Origin of the sequence: Paraburkholderia sp. CNPSo 3076, from assembly GCF_026343935.1 — a bacterium.
Lineage (GTDB): Bacteria > Pseudomonadota > Gammaproteobacteria > Burkholderiales > Burkholderiaceae > Paraburkholderia > Paraburkholderia nodosa.
Genome location: NZ_JAPMAL010000012.1, coordinates 88,572 through 109,618 on the forward strand (window position 1 = coordinate 88,572; position 21,047 = coordinate 109,618).

General features: G+C 65.3%; 18 protein-coding genes and 3 pseudogenes. 9 read left to right on the forward strand and 12 right to left on the reverse strand.

Annotated features, from left to right (window positions below):
* Position 1: 1 nt before the first annotated feature.
* The 12 genes and pseudogenes from M3A49_RS15565 to M3A49_RS15620 form a co-directional block, all read right to left on the reverse strand.
* Positions 2–1,114 carry a phage late control D family protein gene (locus tag M3A49_RS15565; protein ID WP_266229426.1) on the reverse strand — a complete coding sequence of 371 codons (1,113 nt, stop codon included), beginning with the start codon at positions 1,112–1,114 and terminating at the stop codon, positions 2–4.
* A gap of 492 nt (positions 1,115–1,606) precedes the next feature.
* The gene (locus tag M3A49_RS15570) at positions 1,607–2,413 is read right to left on the reverse strand and encodes a tetratricopeptide repeat protein (protein WP_266229546.1); all 807 of its coding nucleotides are present in this window, start codon (positions 2,411–2,413) and stop codon (positions 1,607–1,609) included.
* 29 nt (positions 2,414–2,442) lie between these two features.
* Positions 2,443–3,369 (reverse strand): Ku protein, encoded by a 927-nt coding sequence (locus tag M3A49_RS15575; RefSeq protein ID WP_266229428.1) that lies wholly within the window; start codon positions 3,367–3,369, stop codon positions 2,443–2,445.
* A gap of 76 nt (positions 3,370–3,445) precedes the next feature.
* On the reverse strand, positions 3,446–5,962 hold the full coding sequence (gene ligD / locus M3A49_RS15580; RefSeq protein WP_266229430.1) for a DNA ligase D: 2,517 nt from the start codon (positions 5,960–5,962) through the stop codon (positions 3,446–3,448).
* Between the two features lie 60 nt (positions 5,963–6,022).
* Positions 6,023–6,458, reverse strand: a pseudogene (locus tag M3A49_RS15585) (arginine deiminase-related protein); the annotation flags it as partial.
* Between the two features lie 139 nt (positions 6,459–6,597).
* Positions 6,598–6,795: pseudogene (locus M3A49_RS15590) on the reverse strand (ornithine cyclodeaminase); the annotation flags it as partial.
* A 177-nt stretch (positions 6,796–6,972) separates the two neighbouring features.
* Positions 6,973–7,402 (reverse strand): annotated as a pseudogene (locus M3A49_RS15595) (Lrp/AsnC family transcriptional regulator).
* Between the two features lie 299 nt (positions 7,403–7,701).
* Entirely contained in the window at positions 7,702–8,442 is a 741-nt protein-coding gene (locus tag M3A49_RS15600) for a 3-ketoacyl-ACP reductase (RefSeq protein ID WP_266229432.1), read from the reverse strand.
* A 365-nt stretch (positions 8,443–8,807) separates the two neighbouring features.
* Positions 8,808–9,059, reverse strand: coding sequence for a hypothetical protein (locus M3A49_RS15605; protein ID WP_266229433.1), 252 nt, complete (start codon positions 9,057–9,059; stop codon positions 8,808–8,810).
* Positions 9,060–9,143: 84 nt separating this feature from the next.
* Complete coding sequence (locus tag M3A49_RS15610; RefSeq protein WP_266229434.1) at positions 9,144–11,099, reverse strand: AI-2E family transporter; 1,956 nt, start codon at positions 11,097–11,099, stop codon at positions 9,144–9,146.
* 170 nt (positions 11,100–11,269) lie between these two features.
* The gene (locus tag M3A49_RS15615; protein WP_254356614.1) at positions 11,270–11,920 is read right to left on the reverse strand and encodes an MlaC/ttg2D family ABC transporter substrate-binding protein; all 651 of its coding nucleotides are present in this window, start codon (positions 11,918–11,920) and stop codon (positions 11,270–11,272) included.
* 143 nt (positions 11,921–12,063) lie between these two features.
* Positions 12,064–12,294 (reverse strand): hypothetical protein, encoded by a 231-nt coding sequence (locus M3A49_RS15620; protein WP_266229437.1) that lies wholly within the window; start codon positions 12,292–12,294, stop codon positions 12,064–12,066.
* A gap of 372 nt (positions 12,295–12,666) precedes the next feature.
* Here M3A49_RS15620 and M3A49_RS15625 point away from each other — a divergent pair, with 372 nt between their 5' ends.
* The 9 genes from M3A49_RS15625 (at position 12,667) to M3A49_RS15665 (ending at position 21,025) form a co-directional block, all read left to right on the forward strand.
* A complete protein-coding gene (locus M3A49_RS15625) occupies positions 12,667–13,533 on the forward strand; it encodes an STAS domain-containing protein (RefSeq protein WP_266229438.1) in 867 nt (288 codons plus the stop codon).
* Positions 13,534–13,572: 39 nt separating this feature from the next.
* Entirely contained in the window at positions 13,573–13,932 is a 360-nt protein-coding gene (locus tag M3A49_RS15630) for an STAS domain-containing protein (RefSeq protein WP_028202410.1), read from the forward strand.
* Between the two features lie 42 nt (positions 13,933–13,974).
* On the forward strand, positions 13,975–14,400 hold the full coding sequence (locus M3A49_RS15635; RefSeq protein WP_266229440.1) for an anti-sigma regulatory factor: 426 nt from the start codon (positions 13,975–13,977) through the stop codon (positions 14,398–14,400).
* Positions 14,385–15,542 carry an ATP-binding protein gene (locus M3A49_RS15640; RefSeq protein ID WP_266229442.1) on the forward strand — a complete coding sequence of 386 codons (1,158 nt, stop codon included), beginning with the start codon at positions 14,385–14,387 and terminating at the stop codon, positions 15,540–15,542. Before M3A49_RS15635 ends, M3A49_RS15640 begins: the two co-directional genes overlap by 16 nt.
* Positions 15,535–16,944 (forward strand): sensor histidine kinase, encoded by a 1,410-nt coding sequence (locus tag M3A49_RS15645; protein WP_266229443.1) that lies wholly within the window; start codon positions 15,535–15,537, stop codon positions 16,942–16,944. The genes M3A49_RS15640 and M3A49_RS15645 overlap by 8 nt, the downstream gene beginning before the upstream one ends.
* Positions 16,941–18,464 carry a response regulator gene (locus M3A49_RS15650; protein WP_266229444.1) on the forward strand — a complete coding sequence of 508 codons (1,524 nt, stop codon included), beginning with the start codon at positions 16,941–16,943 and terminating at the stop codon, positions 18,462–18,464. The genes M3A49_RS15645 and M3A49_RS15650 overlap by 4 nt, the downstream gene beginning before the upstream one ends.
* 154 nt (positions 18,465–18,618) lie before the next feature.
* On the forward strand, positions 18,619–18,996 hold the full coding sequence (locus tag M3A49_RS15655) for a DUF2306 domain-containing protein (protein WP_254356608.1): 378 nt from the start codon (positions 18,619–18,621) through the stop codon (positions 18,994–18,996).
* On the forward strand, positions 18,993–20,129 hold the full coding sequence (locus tag M3A49_RS15660; protein ID WP_266229445.1) for a sensor histidine kinase: 1,137 nt from the start codon (positions 18,993–18,995) through the stop codon (positions 20,127–20,129). The genes M3A49_RS15655 and M3A49_RS15660 overlap by 4 nt, the downstream gene beginning before the upstream one ends.
* The gene (locus M3A49_RS15665; RefSeq protein ID WP_266229447.1) at positions 20,126–21,025 is read left to right on the forward strand and encodes a LytR/AlgR family response regulator transcription factor; all 900 of its coding nucleotides are present in this window, start codon (positions 20,126–20,128) and stop codon (positions 21,023–21,025) included. The genes M3A49_RS15660 and M3A49_RS15665 overlap by 4 nt, the downstream gene beginning before the upstream one ends.
* The last annotated feature ends 22 nt before the right edge of the window (positions 21,026–21,047 follow it).

Sequence of the window (21,047 nt, forward strand, 5' to 3'; positions counted from 1 at the left end):
CCTAGAACCGCGTATAGGCGGGCTTGGTGCGGCTGCCCTTCATCCTGAACGAAGTCACCACGAAGCCGTATTCGGCGCTCGGCATCTTCGTATTGGTCAGCTTGATCACGACGCCCGGTGCAATGCCCTTCGCGTCGCTCGCGCCAGCGAGCGTCACCTGACGCGCGACTTGCTCGTCGCGTCGCGTCTGCGCGAGCGTCTCGCCCTGCTGCTGCGTCAGATGAAACTCCGCGCTGCGACTGATCTGCCCGAACACCGAGCGGTCGTCCGCCTCGTCGGAGACGTTCGCCGTCGCCCGCAGCGGGTCCTCCGGCGTCCGGTAGTTGCGCTCCCATAGCTCAATCGTCGCGGGCACCAGGGCACGCTGCTCATGAACCTCCTGCGCCGCTTCGTGCGAATTGCTGTGCAGGCCCGAACTGGCCAGCAGCGGCAGGTTGACCGAGCGGATATAGGCGCGCGGATTGTTGGCGAACACGAGGATATCGAGCAGGCCGTTCTCGCCGCGCTCCTGCCGGTAGAACCAGAAAATCCCCTCGCGCTTCGCGTGACGTGCGATGAAATCCCAGACGGACTCCTCGTACATGACGATCTGCTGCATCTTTTCCTGCGGCCCTTCGAGCTGGAACTCGACGTCGAAAGCGTCGAAGTTTTTCCCGTCGACCAGCTTCTTTCGGACCATCTCCTCGAACGTGACATCGTCGAGCACATCCGAGTGGACCATGCGCTTGCCGAGCGCGGCAAAGCGCGGCTCGATGCGTACCTTGTACGCTGCCTCGTCGCGACTCGTACGGACGCGCTTCCAGCGCGTCGCTATCCCGTTGAAGGTGGCCGCTGCACGGTCGACGGGCGTCGTCCAGCTCGCCGAGGGCACCGCGGCGCGTTCGTCGACGTGCAGGCCCGCGCGCCGCCCGACATAGTCCTTGCCGTCGATATCGAGACGGGGCGACGTGACCGTAACGTCGACGACGTAGTCCTTGCAGAATCCGCCGCGCACCTTGAAGTCGAGCACATCGAGATCGAGTGCCTCCTTGCCGATCCACAGCCTGAGATGCTGGCTCAGACGTACGCTCGGATGACGTAGCGCATCGGTAAAGCTCTTGGTCACAGCATTCATTCGCACATCCCATTCCGGTTGAAAGGCACGAGGTGAGATCGTTGCTTTCGCAGCCATCGGCTCCGGAATTTAGGAGTTGCAGCAAAAAAACGTCAATCGAATCGAGCACAAGTGTCTGGATTTATCAAAGTACTTTGTCGACAAATGACAAGTCAGATTTATTCGATTTTTCGAGATGGAATTATATGGTATTTGGGTTCACGCTTTGCCGCACCGGGCGAGTAACCCGGCGGCGGCGGTGTTAACATGCGCTGGAAAAGTGCCCCGTCCGTTGCCGGCGCAGCGAGCGTTTCAATAAGCCATTTCCGGTCATGCTCGTAGAGCCACGATGTGATGCGATTCGCTCTGCGCCACCCGTCGAGCGTCACGCTAAAGATACGCAGAGGCCCTGAACCCTGCAGCGTTGGCCGCTTGGCCGTGGTCTGCGCACATGGATCTCAAGTCTTCGACAGATCTCGGCGAACGACTTCACGAAGCCGCCTTATGTGCGGTTCAAGTAGTCAGCCGTCGATACGCGCTCAAATGACGAACCAGGCCCTGCGGGTCGCCACGTCTTTCGAGCAGCATTGCCAGGTTGTGGTGTGCGTCCGCGTACATCGGGTCGAGTTCGAGGCAGCGCATATAGCTTCGCTCAGCATCTTCGAAGCGGCCCAGCTCCTCGAACGCAATCGCGCGATTGAAGTGCAGCACGGCATCATCGGGGAAGTGTGCTAACGCTTCGTCCGACAGTTGAAGCGCATCCTCGCAACGCGCTTCGAGTTCACATAGCAGCGCGCCCAAATCAACGTAGGCAGCATAAAAAGGTTGTGGCGATAGCGCGATGGCCTTCCTGTACGCCCGTTCAGCACCTTTCACATCGGATGCTCTTAACTGCTCGCCGAGGTCGTACCACTCCTGCGCCTGATGCGCGAGATTCTTCTGCGCGGGAGCCGAGTCGAGAAAAACGACATCGCCCTTGATTTGCGCAACTTCGAAATCCAGCAGGAACTGACCGGTGGCGGCATCCCATTGCGAAGGGCCGGTTCGCACGGCCACGTCGTTGCCGACTGCCGATACGCGAATCCCTGTAAGCGGCAGCTCATCGGGCAACTCGTCTCTAAGCCGCGTGAGCGCCATGATGATCTTGCGCGGCGCAATGCGCGCATCGCGTAGCTGCAATGCCGTACGCAGCAGCACGACGTCCTGGAACGTGAAGCGGTATGCGTTTCGCGGTCCCCGTGACGGCTTCACGAATCCTGCAGCAACGAGACCCGATACCACCCTCCGGGAAACGCCCAGCGTGGCCTGCAATTCGCGCATCGAAATCTCGCGCGCGTCGACTTGCGGCGTCACTTGCGTGCCCGGACCTTTGCAGGTGCTTCAGCGGGCGCCTTGGCGGCACGCGCCGGCGGCTTGCGCGTCTTGGGCGCGACAGGAAGCTCGGTAACGGGCTCCGCGCTCTTGCTACGTTTCGGCGCCGGAGCGGCTTTCGCTTTCGCGCCACCTTTCAAACTCGCGCGCAAGGCATCCATCAGGTCGATAACCTGTCCGCCGCCGGCCAGCTCTTCGTGAGCCTCGTGAACGACGACCTGCTTGCCAGCGATCTTTTCGTCGATGGCTGCAAGGATGCGCTTCTTCTCTTCGTCTTCGTACGCAGTCGGGTCGTAATTGTCTTCAGCACCCTGCTCGATAATCTGCAGCGCGAGTTTCATCTCAGTATCGGATACGTCGACACGTTCGACATGCAGGTCAGCCAGCGAGCGAACCTCGTCGGCGTACAGCAATTGCTGAAAGACGAGTCCATCTTCTTCCGGGCGCACCTGCACGATCCGCGTCCGTCCTTTTGACGCCCATTTCGCCAGGGCGCAGCGGCCGCTCTGCGCGAGCGCCTGCTGCAACAGGCTGTACGGCTTGCCGCCTCGCTTGTCAGGGGCAATGTAATAGGCCTTGTCGTAGAAGACCGGGTTAATCGCCTCTCCCGGGATGAAGGCCATGATTTCGACGACATGGCTCGCAGCGTCTTCCAGCGCCTTTAGCTCGTCGGTGGTGAAGACCACGAAGCGGTCCTTTTCGAATTCGTAGCCCTTGTTCATGCTCGAGCGCTCTACAACATCGCCCGTCTTCTCGGAGACGTATTGCTGCTTCACGCGCGAGCCGTCGGGCGACAGCATGTGAAATCGGACGTCAGACGAACTCTCGGTGGCGGTATAAAGCTTCACCGGTATCGAAACGAGCCCGAAGGACAGCGTCAGGGAAGCGATTGAGCGGGCGGGCATGGACTTCTCCTCGCGGATTTGCACGTTCGGCACGTCGCCTACGCAAAGCGCGTGCCGCCGCCGACCAGCGGTGGTTTCATTTTAGGAGCTTTATCGCGGATGCCAACGATTGCGCCCCCGACCAGTAATCTGCCCACGGGTCCTGCTGCTGGAAGCTGAGATACTCGCGGGCCGTTTGTACCGTCCACTGCGCCCCGCTCTTGAGGTCATTCAACTGCGCCCAGGAGACCGGCATCGAGACGCCCATTCCGGGCCGCGCCCGCGCGGACAATGCCGCGGCGGTGGTCTGCGCCTTGCCGTTGCGCAGGTAGTCGACATAGACTTTTCCGACCCGGTTCGAAGCCCCGGAGGTCGCCGAAAAGCGCTCGGGAATCGTCTTCGCCAGATGCCGCACGAATGCCTGGGAGAACGACTTGACCGGATCGTAGTCCAGCCGCGGGGCAAGCGGCACGACGATGTGCAAGCCCTTTCCGCCGCTCGTCTTTAGCCAGGCTTGCAGACCCAGTTCCGACAACAACGTCTGAACCAGGAGCGCCGCTTCCTGAACGCGCCCCCATTTCACGCCCTCGCCTGGGTCCAGGTCGAAGATGACCCTGTCGGGCTTGTCGAGTCGTCGAACCGTCGAATTCCAGGTGTGAAATTCGACGGTGTTCATCTGTGCCGCCGACAGCAGCGCGTCGACCGTGTCGACGGTCAGCAGGGGCGGATGATTCGGCCAGAGACTGCGGTCGTGAGCCGTCAATCCGGGCATGCCTGTTCTCTCGGCATGCTTCTGAAAGAACAGTTCTTCAGCAATGCCTGCGGGCGCCCGGACCATCGTAATGGGCCGGGCCTTCAGGTGAGGCAGCATCCGCTCCGCAATACTCGCGTAGTAGCGGACCAGGTCCGCCTTCGTCATACCGGTCGATGGGTCGACGACGCGTTCCGGATGCGTGATTTTCAGCTTCGGTTGCGACTCCGGCGCCTGCGTCTTTCCACCCTCCCGGACGACGCCGGTCGGCGGCTTGTCGATGCGCAGGCCTCTGAACGAGGCCTGCCGGATGACGCCATCGGCAGTCCAGTCCGCGAATTCGACCTCTGCGACGAGTGCAGGGCGAACCCATCGTTCGCTGCCGGCCGAGCGCCTGGACCAGCGGCGGCGCCTGGCGACGTCGACATCAAATGGTGCCGCATCGACCTCGAGCGGCGTCAGCCGCGCCCACAGGTCCCGTGCGGTCCTGGCGTCCCAGCCGGTGCCGACGCTTCCTGCGTCGTGTAGCTTACCCTCTGCGTAATAACCAAGCAGCAGGCTGCCGACCTCCCCGTCTTTGCCGCCTCGGCCCGTGAAGCCGCAAATGACCAGCTCCTGCCGGAGTCGGGACTTCGCCTTGAGCCACGTCTGGGTCCGCCCCGATTCATAAGGCGCGTCGCGGCGTTTGAGCATGAGGCCTTCCAGGCCCAGGCCAGAGGCGGCCTCGAACAGTTGGGCAGGAGGCACCTCAAAGTCCTGACTGAACCGGATGTGCTCACCGGCATTTACAAGAAGCTGCGCGAGCAGCATGCGCCTCGACCACAGCGGCACCTTCCTGAGGTCTTGCCCGTTGAGATACACCAGGTCGAACAGGAAGTAGACGATGTCCTGATTCGCGTTGCCGTCTATCGCATCTTGCAGCGCAGCGAAACTGGGAAGGCCATTTTTGAGGACGGTGATTTCGCCATCCAGCCACGCACTGTTGAGCGCAAGCGCTTCGACCTCTGCTGCAAGCGCGGGAAAACTGGCTGTCCAGTCATGACCGCCTCGTGTGATGAGTCGCACTCGTCCTTTGGCGACGCGGGACAGCATGCGATAGCCGTCGAGCTTGGCTTCGGTTATCCAGTCGCCACTTGCAGGAAGTGAAGGCGCCAGGGTCGCGAGTTGGGGCTCGAGTCTGGCAGGCAACGGAGCAGCCACCGCAGCGGAAAGGTCTATTTCAGACGCGGCGCCATGTACAGGGATCGTCTGCCGTGGCTCGCGTTCCTCGATGAGCCCGAGCGGCTTCGCGGTAACGCTGTCGGGAAGCGCCTTGATGACATCGTATTCGGCAAGCGGCTGCGCCCAGGCATCGCGCTTCTTGAACAACATCCATTGGTCTTGCCTGTCGCCGGGCTTCGATATGCGAACCAGCTCCCAGAGCCCGGCAAGCTTTTCGCCGTGGAGACGGAAAACCAGCTTGCCCGCAGTCATTCCCTCCCGCGGATCACCGACGGGTTCCCAGGTGCCACGGTCCCAGGCAATCACGTCGCCGGCGCCGTATTGTTTTGCCGGAATCGTTCCTTCAAAGCCCGCGTAGTCGACCGGATGGTCCTCCACGTGAATGGCCATCCGCTTTTCCTTCGGGTCGTAGCACGGGCCTTTGGGTACGGCCCAGGACAGAAGCACCCCGTCGAGTTCGAGCCGGAAGTCGTAGTGCAGTCGGCTCGCCCAGTGCTTCTGCACAACGAAGCCCAGATGTCCATTTTCAACGGGCGGGCTGGCAGCCGACGGCGCCGGTTCAGGCGTGACCCGGAAGTCCCGCTTTTTTCCATAGCGGGAAAGCGGCAGTGATGACGGATTGCGGTCGCGGGTTGAGGCCATGACGATAGTCTAGGAAGAACTATCGCCTGATGCGTCGCAAATGGAACGTGTGGGCGCGGCCTCGCGGATCACGTCGAGGCCGATCAGCACAAAATCGGTCGCGACACTCATCATCACGTTGGTGTGATAGATGGGCGTGCCGTCGCTGCCCGCCGTGTCGAAGCACATCGGCTCGAAATTGAAGTGCGTGCAGAAGCGTTCGAGCGCGACCGGATCGGCGCGGCGCGAGCCAGTTGTTCGGGTATACCGAATCCGGCGTGCTGCGCTCGCCGAAGTCGTCGAAGACGTGCACGTGCACACCGGCGTCGCGCAACCGTTGCGCCGCTTCAGTGACTTCGTCGCGTGCCGCTTCGGCGAGGGCTTCTGCGGCCAAGTCGCCGCATGCTGGCAGCGCGCGCTGGAACGCGTTGTCGGCCGCGGTTTCCGGATTGGGGTGAAAGCGGTGCAGCCGGAACATCACGACAGCGCACGGCGCCTGAATCGAAAGAAGGCTCATAGGGAGTAACGAAATTCGGGCAACGATTACCGGGCGATGCGGGGCGGTCAACTCACCAGCGCCGTCACTTCAGCCACACTTGCGGCGGGCAACGACGGGACGTGTTCGGCGATCAGCGCAAACAGGTTCTTGGGGTCGGCCACAGCTTCGAATCGGCGACGGGCATCAATTCGATCACGCCATCCCGGGAATGGCAGGCGACGCGCGGCGATTTATCGAATTCGCTCCATCGGCGGTAGTCGTGTTCGAGCGCATCGACGAGTTCGCTGAGGCAGCGAGGCACGCCCATCCGTGCGATGAGTTTGCTGGTGGCAGGAACGTCGAGAAAGCGGGTCATGAAATGTCTCCTGGGTTGGCTGTGCCGTGCACGGCGTTCGTGCGGCACGCAATGAGGAGATTATTTCGATGAAGCATCGCCAACTGACAGATGGCAATGCTGGCAAAAGGCGCAGGAAACTGGTCACTTTGCCAGCCCGCGCTGCCATCTTGCGCAGGTTGATCCCGGCGCGGCCGTTCAGGCCTTGTGCGTCGAAAGCAGAATACTGGTTTCGGTATTGGCGATGCCGTCGAGCAGGAGGATCGAAGCCAGTACCCGGTCGAAGCTTTCCAGAGAATCAGCCTGCAATTGCGCCACCAGGTCCCAACGCCCGTTCGTGCTATGGATGGTCGCCACGTTTGGATAGCCGCGCAGCGCCTTCACGACATCCGCCGCACGGTTGCCCTCGACGGCGATCGGCATGAGCGCTCGAATGCGGTGCTTCTCCGCCGAGTTTCAGGCGCAGCGTATAGCCGACGATTACGCCGTTTTCCTCGAGCCGCGTAATGCGGTTCTGGACGGTCGCCCGCGCCACGCGCAACTGCTTCGCCAGTGTGACGACCGAAGTGCGGGCATTGTCGCGCAGCAGCGCGATGAGCTGTCGGTCGATGTCGTCGAGGCTGATCATATTGATGTTACTGGCTGAAACCTGAGAGCCGCGAATATGCCGTGAGGCGAGCAGCGGCGCCACGCGAACTGGTCAGACTGCTCGCTGCGCGTGGCAAATTGCCAGGATTATGGGCGATTCGACCCGTTTGCCACGTCTATGCCGACAGCCTGGCGGGACTCAGTGCTGGCGCTCGCGAAGCAGCCAGACCCAGAACAAAACCGGCGCCCCAAAATACAAAGCGGGAGCCGGCATTTCGCCGCTCCCGCCAGATCACTTCGTTGTGCTCACAAGCACCGCGCAGGAAGCCGCGGCAAAGCTCAGCTCATGTGCAGACCGCCATTGAGCGAGAAGTCCGCGCCGGTCGAGAAGCCCGCTTCGTCGGACGCGAGCCATGCCACGATCGAGGCGATCTCCATCGGTTCGCCGAGGCGCCGCACCGGAATGCTGTCGATGATCTTCGAGAGCACTTCGGGCTTCACCGCCTTCACCATGTCCGTGCCGATATAGCCGGGCGAAACGGTGTTGACGGTCACGCCCTTGGTCGCCACTTCCTGCGCCAGCGCCATGGTGAAGCCGTGAATGCCGGCCTTGGCCGTGGAGTAATTCGTCTGACCGAACTGGCCTTTCTGCCCGTTCACCGACGAAATGTTGATCACCCGCCCAAAGCCCCGCTCGATCATGCCGTCGATCACCTGCTTGGTCACGTTGAAGAGGCTCGTGAGGTTGGTGTCGATCACCGCGATCCAGTCTTCGTGCGTCATCTTGCGGAAGACGACGTCGCGCGTGATGCCGGCGTTGTTGACCAGGATGTCGATTTCGCCGACGTCCTTCTTCACCTTCTCGAACGCGACAGCCGTGGAGTCCCAGTCGGCCACGTTGCCTTCAGACGCGACGAACTCGTAGCCAAGCGCCTTCTGCTCGTCGAGCCAGCGTGTTTTGCGCTGCGAGTTCGGGCCGCAGCCCGCGACCACCGTGTAGCCATCCTTGTGCAGACGCTGGCAGATGGCCGTTCCGATGCCGCCCATGCCGCCGGTCACGTAGGCGATACGCTTTGCCATAGATCCTCCTTTTGCTTTAGGGGGTAGGTGAGTTGGGAAAGACTCTGGAGGATGGAGTCAGTTTGACGAGCGCCACCAAGCCGGGCGATGGGGAAATACCCGTACAGGAAAACGCCTGCCGCAATCCTTCCGTAAGACAGCGTGTGCCGGCCTTCGCTCGATGCCGCCGGAAAACCGGTTCAGCGTAGCAGCGTCCTTTGGGGGACACAAGACGATCACGCCCTCGGGCGTGCGCAAAAGCACACAATTACCTGGCATGCCTCAATAAATGCATGCGTGGAAAATGTGTTTCGCATAAAGACACGGCCCGGCTCCATTCGAGACCGGGCCGCACGCAGGCTCACTGCGTAAGAATCAAACAAGCATCAAAGGCCGGCGGCGAGGCGCTCGTTGCCATACCCCTCGGGCAAACCCGTCACGTATTCCAGCCGCCCCACTGCTTCGAGCAGCGAGCGGCCGGCAATCGTGAGCGACAGTCGGCGGTGGCCTTCCGTCCATTGCTCGAGCGCAACCAGCTGACGCTCGAGCAGCGTGTCCAGTTCCTGACGGTTCATGTCGATCTGGTCCGGCGAATGGCGGACCAGCATCAGCGTGGCGAATTCTTTCGGGCTCAGCAACGTTGTCTCCCAGTAACTTTCATGCCGCAACCAGGGGCACAGGGCCGCATATATTCGAGCCTCAATGTGACACGGGCATGACTGTCACAATTTCGCTCCCGCACTATATTGACCCTGCATATCCGGCGTTGCTGCCCTCTTTTCTGTCGGCGGCGTCTGTGCCGGTACGAGCGCCACGCCGCATTCCTCCACGAGGTTGCGCAGCGTGGTCGGGAAGAGCGTGCCGGGATCGTCGGCAATGCCCGCGCCGTCGTCGCGCAGCGCCGCGCCGATGCCCACCACGATGGTCGCGTCGGGGGCGCGCTCGCGCAGGCGGCGCACGAGATTGCGCAGGTACGGCGCCGACTCGGGCGCATCGAGCGACACCACGCAGATGGCCGGAGAGCGCTCGTCGATCATGGCCCCGCGCGTGGCGCGCACTTCGTCGTAGGTGGTGGCCGTGCAGGGAATATTGCGCCGCATGAGCAACTGGCCGACGATCGCCACCGCCACGTCGTCGAACGCGCCGCGGCCGGGCACGCACAGCACCTCGCCCGCGTCCGGCGAGAGCGTGAACTCGATCACCCTCGCGCCTTCGTCCGCGCCTTCAACGGACTTCTTGGCGCTCTCCCCCTCGGGTGCGGCGTGACGCGAATCGTCCACGGATTCGAGGTCCTCGACGATATCGAGCAGCGCCTGGTTGATGCGTGCGACCTGCTCGGCGGGCAGCACGCCGCGCAAGGCGTCGTTGCGCGCGAAGCGCAGGCCTTCGAACGCCACCTGCTCGTAATAGTCGATGAGCGGCATGCCGGTGAGCAGCCGGTCCGCCTGCAGCAGTGCCTCGTGGGGATCGTCGGCGAGCAGGCGCTGGTAGCACATTTGCCCGGGCGTGAGTGCGGGCTGGTCACCAAGCAGGATCGTGAGGAAGTTCAGTCGGTCCACGTAGCGGCCCAGCGTGACGATGCACAACGTGAGCGGGGTGGAAAGCACGAGCCCCACGGGCCCCCACAGCCAGCTCCAGAAGATCGCCGCCACCACCACCGCAAGCGGCGAGAGACCCGAGCGCTTGCCATAGAGCATCGGCTCGGCGAACTGCCCCGCCACCACGTCCACGACGATGAAGAAGATCAGCGTCGTCACGCCCATGGTCCATTGCGGCTGCGTGGCCGCGGCGACGATCGTCGCCATGATCGCAGCGATCCAGATACCGATGTACGGCACGAAGCGCATGAGCGCCGCCACCGCGCCGAACAGCAGCGCGCCCGGTACGCCGATGCCGGCCAGCCCCAGCGCGATCACCCCGCCCACCGTGACGTTCACGCCGACCTGCGCGACGAAGTAGCGCGAGAGCCGCTGTGAGGCGTCGTTGATGGCGGTCGTGGTGCGGTGCAGGTCGTCGGAGCCGAACACGCTGATGAGCCGGTCGCGCAGGTCCTCGCGCTGGAACAGGATGAAGATCGTCACCACGAGCACGATGAAGGTCGTTTCGAGCGGTGCGATAGCCGGGGCGAGCGCCTTTTGCGCGAGCGTAAGCGGCGTGGGCGCGGGCGTATGGACCTCCACGGGCATCGGCTGCTGCGGCTGGTTGCGCGCCGCACGCCCGCGCGGCTGCGGCGGCGCGGGCGGCGGCGTGGGCGTCACGCGCTGCAGCGCGGTGGCGGCCCGCGACATCAGCGAATCGGCGCGGCCCACGGTTTTTTCCTGCACCGTTTTCACTTTCTGCTCGATCTCTTCCTGGTACTGCGGCAGGGAGGCGGAAAGCTGGTACACCTGTGCGGCGATCAGCGCGCCCACGCCGGCAAGCGCGAGCACGGTGGAGAGCACCGCAACGAGAATGGCGAGGAACTGCGGCACATGAAAGCGCCGCAGCGTGGTCACGAGCGGCGCCAGCAGAAAGCTCAGCAGCACCGAGAGCGTAATGGGAATCAGCACCGCGCGCCCGAAGTACAGGCCGCACACCACGACCACGCCGGTAATGACGGAGGCGAGGCTATGCAGCGTCGGCGGGCTTGGCGGAAACACCCGGTTGCGGCGGCCCTGCGGCGGCAGCGGGAAATTCATGTCGGATCGGATCGGCAAAAAAAGAAACATCGGGGCCGCGCCGGCTCGGGCAGGCGCACGGCCCATCTATACGCACGAGGCGCGCCTCGAAATGGTACAGCGCCTCCACACGTGAGGCGCAGCCGTCCAGATTTTCGCAGGTCGCGAGAGGCAGACGCAAAAACCACGCGTCACTGCGTCTGCGTCTTGCCCGTGACGAGCTCCTGGTTGCGCGCGGTGAGGAACTGGATGAGCCCGTCCACGCCGCCCTGCTGGATCTTCTCGTTGAACTGCTGGCGATAGGTCTGGATCAGCCATGCGCCGAGCACGTTCAGGTCGTACAGGCGCCAGCCCTGCGGCGTCTTGTACAGCCGGTAATCGATTTCAACCGGATTGCTGCTGGTCTGCGCGAGCGTGCGCACGACGACGTCGGTATCGCCCGGCGAGCTGCGCATGGGCGGGTACTCGATCTTCTGGTCAGGCTTCAGTTGCGCGATGGCGCCCGAGTAGAGATGGATCAGCAGCAGCTGGAACTGCTGCTCGATCTGCGCTTGCTGCCCGGGCGTCGTGGTGCGCCAGTGCGGCCCCATGGCGAGGCGCGTGGTGCGGCGAAAATCGACGTAGGGAAGAATGTCGCGGTTGACGATATCCTGGATGCGCGCGATATCGTCGGGCGCGATGGCCTTCGTGCGGACTTCGTCGAGGATCTGCTGCGTGGCGGTCTTGATGAGCGCCTGGGGGTCCGACTGGTCCACCGGGACCGATTGAGCAAACGCCGCCGTAGCGGGCAGGAACGACAGACACCACGCAAGCAGCGCGGTCATGCGGAATAACCTGGTCATCGATATCTCTGGGCAATGGCGGGAGCGGCGAGCGGGCGCGAAATCGATGAGCTGCATGCATCGCGCGAGCGCACGCCAGCGTTCAGTCTAGCGGGTCGGGCGCACACAGGTCGGATCGTTGTGCCGCTCGTGCGTTGATGCCTTCACGCGCGCGGCGTGCGCGCCCGCGCATCGGACTCCGCGAGGAATGCCTCGAGCCCGAAAAGCCAGGCAACACAGAACGAGAGACGCGAGAGCATGGCCGGCATCGGGTCGCCTTCGCTGTCGTCGGCGCCTTCCTCCGACGCGCTCTCGCCAGAAGCGAGCGCGCCTGACAGTGGCACGGACGTCGTCGATAACGACGATTGCTGGCGGGAAATGGCGTCGGGCTCCATGGCTGCGGTGCTCCTCGGTGCGGACCGGATTGTGATTGGCGCTACTGTGAAGCAAGACACATACCAAGCGATGACATCGCGGAGAGCCCCGCTCGCAGCAACGCTCGAGCATCTGCACGCAATCTCCGCCCTGTAAAAACTACAAGCGCGTCATGGCAAAGTGGAGCGTCCCGCGCGCACCCGGCCCAGCAGTGGTTGCGCGGGCAAGCAGGCACGAAAAACGCATGCAGCCGGACGCCCGCCCGTTCGCTCGACTTGCCTGCCCGCGTAATCGGTTCAATTACCGTTCGATTGGGATCGAATCGATACGATGATGTAAGGTTCAGCGGTTCGTCTCGATGACGAGGCGCGCCCCATCGCTCAGGAGATCGCATGAACACACCGGAACAGGTTCGCATTGCGGACATCCTCGGCCAGCATCGCGACACGCTGCTTGCCGAATGGCTGCGCTTGCATCTGCCGATCGCGCTGCGCCGCGGCCTCGCGATGGAAGGGGAAATTCGCGAGCAGTTCTCCGGGTTCCTCAATGTCTTTCTCGACACGCTGCCGAATACCGAAACCTTCGATTCGGGCCGCCCGGAGTGGGAGCCGGTACGCGCGTTCCTGTCGGAAATGTCGGTGCACCGCGCGCGTCAGGGCTACACGCCGGTCGAGACGGCCACCTTCGTGTTCTCGTTCAAGGAACCGCTCTACGCGCGGCTGCGGCAGGCGTACGCGAGCAACGCCGCCGAGCTTGCCCAGGTGAGCTGGCAGGTCAACCTGCTGCTCGACGGTTTCGGCATCTACACCACCGACATTTTCCAGAAGAGCCGCGAAGCGATCATCGCGCGCCAGCAGGAAGAGCTGCTGGAGCTTTCCACGCCGGTCGTGCAGCTTTGGGAAGGCATCCTTGCGCTGCCGCTCATCGGCACGCTCGACTCCGCCCGCACTCAGGTCGTCATGGAGAGCCTGCTGCAGAAGATCGTCGACACGGGCGCGGGCCTCGCGATCATCGACATCACGGGCGTGCCCACCGTCGACACGCTCGTCGCGCAGCATCTGCTCAAGACCGTGGCCGCCGCGCGCCTGATGGGCGCGGACTGCATCATCAGCGGCATCCGCCCGCAGATCGCGCAGACCATCGTGCACCTGGGCGTCGATCTCACCAACGTCACGACCAAGTCCACGCTCGCCGACGCCTTCGTCATCGCGCTGCAGCGCATTGGCGCGACCATCATCTCGCCGAAGGCCACGGCCTGAGAGCCACTGAGCAACCTCGACGCACGGGAACGGCACACGATGGAACGCATTCCGATTCTGCGCCTCGGCGACTGCCTGATCGTCACGATCCAGGTGGACATGCACGACCGCCTCGCGATCACACTGCAGGACGACCTCACCGAGCGCATCGTGAAGGAGTCGGCCAAAGGCGTGCTGATCGACATCTCGACCCTCGACGTGGTCGACTCGTTCATCGGCCGCATGATCAGCAACACGGCCGCCATGGCGATGGTGCTCGACGCGCAGACCGTGGTGGTCGGCATGCAGCCGTCCGTGGCGATCACGCTGGTCGAGCTCGGCCTCACGCTTTCGGGCGTGCGCACCGCGCTGAACGTCGAAAAAGGCATGGCGCTGCTCAAGCAGCGCCAACTCCGTTAAGTCCCATTATTCCGTTAGCTAGCACGTCTCTTGCGTTCGGCCATGAATAGCAACGACACGACCGGAAGGCTTGCGGCCCAGGTGAGCCTGCGTTCGGACGAGGAAATCGTCCGGATGCGACAGATCGTGCGCGACGCCGCCATCGCGCAGGGATTCTCGCTCATCGAGCAGACCAAGTTCGTGACGGCGGCGAGCGAACTCGCACGCAACACGCTGCAGCATGGCGGCGGCGGCGATGCGCGCCTCGACGTGCTGGAAAGAGGCGTGCGCGTGGGCCTGCGGCTCTCGTTCGTCGATCAGGGTCCGGGGATTGCTGACATCGAGCGCGCGCTGCAGGACGGCTTCACGAGCGGCAATGGCCTGGGCTTGGGCCTTGGCGGCTCGCGGCGCCTGTGCGACGAATTCACGATCGAATCGACTCCGGGTGCCGGCACGACGGTCACCATCACGAAATGGAAAATACGCTAGACGGCGCGGCCGGTTCCGCCGGCGGCAGCCACCGATCCTTCGAGATAGGCGACGCCAGCGGCGTCGCCTATGCACGGCGCGGCGCCGCCGAAGCCGCGCGCATTGCCGCGCTCAGCGAGACCGATGCCGGACGCCTCGCGATCGTGCTCACGGAAGCGGCCACCAACATCCTCAAGCATGCCGGCCACGGCGAGTTGCTCGTGGGCGCGCTGGAGGGCGCGGTGGAGCTGATCGCGCTCGACAGCGGCCCCGGTATGACCGACGTGGGCATCGCGCTAGCCGACGGCCACTCCACCACCGGCACGCCCGGCACCGGGCTCGGCGCGATCCGGCGGCTCTCGAACCAGTTCGCCATTTACTCGCAGCCGGGCGCGGGCACCGTGCTGCGCGTGCTCGTGCAGAAAAGCGGCGGCAACGCCGCGCGCGCGGCATTCACCAGACCCGAGATCGGCGGGGTCTGCGTGCCTCACCCCGGCGAGGAAGTCTGCGGCGACGGCTGGCAGGCGCAGGTCGACCAGAGCGGCCTCACGCTCGCACTCGCCGACGGCCTCGGCCACGGCGCCGAAGCGCACGTGGCCGCGGTGGCCGCGCTCGACGTGCTGCGCCGCCGCGCCGGCCTCGCGCCCGCCGCGCTCATGGAACTCTCGCACGCGGCCCTGCGCCACACGCGCGGCGCGGCGCTCGCGCTCGTGCGCATCGATCTCGCGCGCGGCGCGCTCGCGTTCTGCGGCACGGGCAACATCTCGGCTGTCGCGTATGGCGCGGGCCGCCCCGCGCAACGCCGGCCGCCGGACAGCCGCACGCTCGATAGCCGCAGCTCAGCCGGCCGCGCGCACTGGCCCGCCAGTGCAGGCGCACCTTCCGCGCGCGAGTGCTACCAGCTCGTCTCGCGCAACGGCATCGTGGGCCACACGATGCGCGGCATCCAGGAGTTCGAGCTGACGTGGGGCGAGAACGCGCTCCTCGTCCTGCATTCGGACGGCATCGGCACCCGCTGGGACCTCGCCGCCTGGCCCGGACTCGCCAACCAGCCCGCTGTCGTGATCGCGGCCGTCCTCTACCGAGACTTCGCGCGCCGACGCGACGACGCCACCGTCGTCGTCGTGCGCGCCCGCCCCGGAGTACAGTTGAACCATGAATAAGCCCCTGCTGCGCATCCGGCTGGAAACCGCCCAGGACGTCGTCGCCGCGCGCCGCCGCGCGCGCGAGCTGGCCGCCGGGCTCGGCTTCTCGCCGCTCGACCAGACGCGCATTGCGAGCGCCGTCTCCGAAATCGCCCGCAACGCGTTCGAATATGCGGGCGGCGGCGAGGTCGCCTTCGCGCTGGAAGGCGAGCGGCCACGCGAAGCGCTCGCCGTGCAAGTGCGCGACCAGGGCCCCGGCGTGCGCGATCTCGAAGCCGTGCTCGACGGTACTTATCGCTCGCCCGGCGGCATGGGTCTCGGCATCACGGGCAGCCGCCGCCTCATGGACCGCTTCGAAATTCACTCGTCGGCTCGCGGCACGACCGTCACCATGGCGCGCGACTTGCCGCACGAGCGCAGCGAGGCGAGCGGCCTGGAACTCGAGCACATCGTGCGCGAACTGGCCGCACGCAGTCCGCAGGAAGGCGCGCATGGCGACTCGCTCGAAGAGCTGCAGCAGCAGAACCGCGAACTCGTCACCGCGCTCGACGAACTGCGCGAACGCCAGGAAGAACTCTCGCGCCTCACGCAGGAACTGGAGGCGACCAACCGCGGCGTGGTGGCGCTCTACGCCGAACTCGACGAGCGCGCCGAAGAACTGCGCCGCGCCGACATGATGAAGACGCGCTTTCTCTCGAACATGAGCCACGAACTGCGCACGCCGCTCAGTTCGATCCGCGCGCTCGCCAACCTGCTGCTCAACCGCCTCGACGGCGACCTGAGCGTGGAGCAGGAGCGCCAGGTCAAGCTGATTCTTTCGTCAGCGGAAAGCCTGGGCGAGACCGTCAACGACCTGCTCGACCTCGCGAAGATCGAAGCCGGCAAAACCGAGGTCGTGCCCGCGTGGTTCGCGGCCGCCGACCTCTTCGCGGCGCTGCGCACGATGCTCGCGCCGCTGCTCGATACGCCGGACGTCACGCTCGAATTCGGCTCCACGGCAGGCCTGCCGCAGCTTTACACCGACGAGCCCAAACTCACGCAGATCCTGCGCAATTTCGTTTCGAATGCGCTCAAGTACACCGAGCGCGGGCAGATTCGCGTGGGCGCCCAGTGCATGCCCGGCGACGGCGACGAGGCACGCATCACCTTCTTCGTCGCGGACACGGGCATCGGAATTGCTCCCGAACACCACCAGATCATTTTCGAGGAGTTCAGCCAGGTGCAGAACCGCCTGCAGCAGCGCGTGAAGGGAACGGGTCTTGGCCTGCCGCTGTGCCGCAAGCTCGCGGCGCTGCTGGGCGGAGAAGTGGGCGTGGAAAGCGAGCCCGGCGTGGGCTCGACGTTCCGTCTGAACGTGCCGGTGCGCCTCGCGACGTCCATCGAAGACGAACCCGAGACCTCGGGGAACGCGGCGCCATGAACGCGCACACCACGCTCATCCTCAACGTCGACGACAACGAAGGCGCGCGTTACGTGAAGTCGCGCGTGCTGCGCCACGCCGGCTACCCCGTGATCGAAGCCGCGACGGGCCAGGCCGCCCTCGAAGCCGTGCGCGCGCAGGCGCCTGCGATCGTGCTGCTCGACGTGAAGCTGCCCGACATCAGCGGTATCGAGGTGTGCCGCCTCATCAAGGCGGACCCGGAGACGAACTCCACGCTCGTGCTGCAAACCTCCGCCGCCGCGGTGCAAACGCGCGACAAGATTCTCGCGCTTGACGGCGGCGCCGACAGCTACCTCACCGAGCCCGTCGAGCCCGCCGAGCTGGTGGCGAACGTGCGCGCGCTCCTGCGCCTCTACGCTGCCGAAAAGGCGCTGCGCGACGCCGACCGCCGCAAGGACCGCTTTCTCGCGACGCTCGCGCACGAACTGCGCAATCCGCTCGCGCCGATTCGCAACGCCATCGAACTGCTCGATCCGCGCCACGGCGCGAACGACGCCATGCGCGCCGACGCGCGGCAAATCGCGAGCCGCCAGGTCGAGCATCTCGGCCGCCTCGTCGACGACCTGCTCGACGTCTCGCGCATCTCGCACGGCAAGATCGCGCTGCAGATGGGCACGCTCGACCTGCGCGAGATCGTCCAGATCGCCGTGGAAACGAGCCGGCCCTTCCTCGACGCGAAATCGCAAACGCTCACAGTCGAGATCGACTGCGAGCCGTGCCATGTGACCGGCGACGCGATACGCGTGGCGCAGATCATCAGCAACCTGCTCTCCAACGCCGCGAAGTACACGGCCGCGGGCGGCCAGATCGCATTGCGGCTTGAAGCGGACGTCTACGAGATCCTGATTCGCGTGCGCGACAATGGCATCGGCATCGCCCCCGACGAGCTGCCCTATGTGTTCGAGCTTTTCATGCAGTCGCGCGAAGCCGTGAAGCGCGCCGACGGCGGCCTCGGCATCGGCCTCGCTCTCGTGCGCGAACTCGCGGAACTGCATGGCGGCTCGGTGAGCGCGCATTCGGACGGGCTTGGGCACGGCTCGGAGTTCGTCGTGCGTCTGCCGCTCGCGCGGGCGCCGCCGTGCGAAGCGCCGCACGACGACAAGCAAGGCGCCGGGGAACAGACCGCGCCGCCGCGCCGCCGCGTGCTGATCGCCGACGACAACGTCGATTCCGCGTCCTCGCTGCTCATGCTGCTGGAACTCGAAGGGCACGAGGTGCGCGTGGCGCACGACGGCCAGAGCGCGCTCGCGCTCGCGCAGAGCTTCCTGCCCCACGTGGCGATTCTCGACATCGGCTTGCCCGGCATGGATGGTCACGCGCTGGCGAAAGCGCTGCGCGCCGAACCGGCCACCGCGCACGTGCAATTGATCGCGCTCACGGGCTACGGCCAGGAGAGCGACCGCCAGGCGGCGAGCGAGGCTGGCTTCGACCGGCATCTGGTCAAGCCCGCGCCGTTCGACGAGATCCTGCGGGAAATCGAAAGCGCACCGCCGGATTGAGTGACGCGGTGCGGTCCGCCTGCCGACCGTTCGCGCCACCCGATCCCCGTTCGCGCCCGTTTCCCCACGCTTCGTCGCATCCCGCTCGCACGCCCCGCCCCCACTCACCACACTGCAGACATCGCCCCCGCTCGACTCGCGAAGGAGAGCCAGCATGTCCGCCATCATTGCCGCGCACATCGTCGCCGCAACGCTTTCTGTCATACTCGGAACCGCCGTCATGCTGGCCGAAAAGGGCAGCGCGCGGCACAAGTGGCTCGGCCGTCTCTGGGCGCTGACGATGTTCGCCGCCGCGCTCAGTTCGTTCGACATCCGCGAGCTGCATCCGGGGCATCTGTCCTGGGTGCACGGCCTGTCGCTGCTGACGTTCGCGAGCGTCGGGCGCGCCATCTGGGCGATCCGCCACGGCAACGTCCGCGGCCATCGCCTTGCCATGCGCGGTTCGTTCTTCGGTCTCATCGCTGCGGGTCTCGCCGCCGTTGCGACGCCGCACCGGTTGCTCAACCTCATCGTCACGAGCTGGATCGCATGATTCCTGGCACGCACGTCGAGTTTCCGAACGCCGCCGCACGCCTCCCCGCGCCGGCGGCCAATGTCCTGCTCGCCGGGTTCGCGCGCGAGGGCGTGATCGTCGTGATCGGCAACGCGCTGATTGCGGTCGCGCTCACCGCCGCGGGCGTGCACGAGCGATTCATCGACAACCTCGTCTTCAGCCAGGCGATCGGGCTTTCGATCATGCTGCTGCTCGACGTCGGCCGCTTTTTCCTGCAACGCCACAATGCGCTCACGGGCCCGCGGCTCGCCCTCGCGATGGTGCTCGCCATCGTGCTCGGCGCGTCGCTCGGGCGCGGCATCGCGAGCGTGGTGCTCGGGATCGGCTTGCACAACGCGTTCGCGACAAAGGACCTCGCGCTCACCGGCTGGATCGCGCTGACCGCCACGCTGCTCGTCACCTGGTACGGCTGGTCGCGCACGCGCATTGCCGAGCTGAGCGAGCAGGTCGCGCACACGGCATGGCAAAAGGAAGCCGCCGAGCGCACGGCGCTCAGCGCGCGCCTGCAGGCGCTGCAGGCGCAGATCGAGCCGCACTTTCTCTTCAACACGCTGGCGACGCTCGACAGCCTGATCGCGTCCGACCCGCCGCGTGCGCGCGACCTGCTCGCGAGCCTCAACCGCTTCCTGCGCGCGACGCTGGAGGCCTCGCGCGCGCAAAGCGAAACGCTCGCGGTGCAGTTCAAGGTGCTCGAATCGATGCTCGCCGTGCACGCCATGCGCATCGGCCCGCGCCTCGCCTACGCGCTCGACCTGCCGCGCGATTGCGCAGAACTTCCGGTGCCGCCCATGCTGTTGCAGCCGCTCGTGGAGAACGCGCTCAAGCATGGCATTCAGGGTGCGCTCGAGGGCGGCAGAATCGACGTCCTCGCACGCCGCGACGGTGAGCATGTCGAGCTGAGCGTGACCGATACGGGCCCCGGCTTCGGCGCGACGCCGGGCACCCAGGGCGCGGGCGTCGGGCTCGTGAACGTGCGCGAGCGGCTTGCGGCGCTCTATGGCGAGCAAGCGTCGCTCACGCTGATCGAGAACGTTCCGCATGGCCTCGTTGCGCGGGTCCGCCTGCCGCTGCGCGATTCCGTTGGCGCAAGCGTGCAGGAGTCCAGATCATGAAACGCCACACGCCCGCCGATACCGCACAGCAAAGCGACGCCGCGCACCGGTCGCCCGACGCCCCGACCGCGCTGATCGCCGAGGATGAGCCGCTGATCGCCGCCGCCCTGGAGCGCGAACTCGCCACCGTGTGGCCGGAACTGCGCATCGTGGCGACGGCCGGCAACGGCCACGACGCCATCGAGCGCATCGGCGCGCTCGCGCCCGACATCGCGTTCCTCGACATCGCCATGCCGGGCGCGACCGGCCTCGATGTCGCGCGCTCGTGCGCGAATCTCGCCGCGCCGCCGCAGATCGTGTTCGTGACCGCCTACGACGCCTACGCGCTCGAAGCCTTCGAGGCCGCGGCCATCGACTATCTGCTCAAGCCCGTGGAGACAGCGCGGCTTGCGCGCACGGTGGAGCGCCTGCGCGCCCGGCTCGCTCGATCGTCAGCGAACGACGCCGAGGCGCCGCAGATGCAGGCCGATCTGCAACGCGTGCTGCGCCAGCTGGTAACGATCACCGAGGACGTCCGCGAAGCGCGTGCCGGTGCGCGAGCGGGCAATGCCGAGAGCGCACCGCGCGGGACGCCGCTGCGTTATCTGCGCGCCTCCAGCGGCAATGACATCCGCATGGTGCCGGTGGAAGATGTTTTGTACTTCGAAGCAGCCGACAAATATGTCGTGGTCACGACACGCAGCGGCGAACTGCTGATCCGCACGAGCCTGCGGGAGTTATGCGCGCAACTGGACCCGGCGCGCTTCTGGCAGGTTCACCGCGGCACGGTGGTCAACGTGGACCAGGTGGAATGCGCCTCGGTCAGCGCGATCGGGAAGATGACGTTGAGGCTGCGCGGCCATGCGGGCGCCCTCGACGTGAGCCGCCAATACGCCCACCTGTTCAAGCAGATGTGACGCGCGCCGCGACAACGGCAAA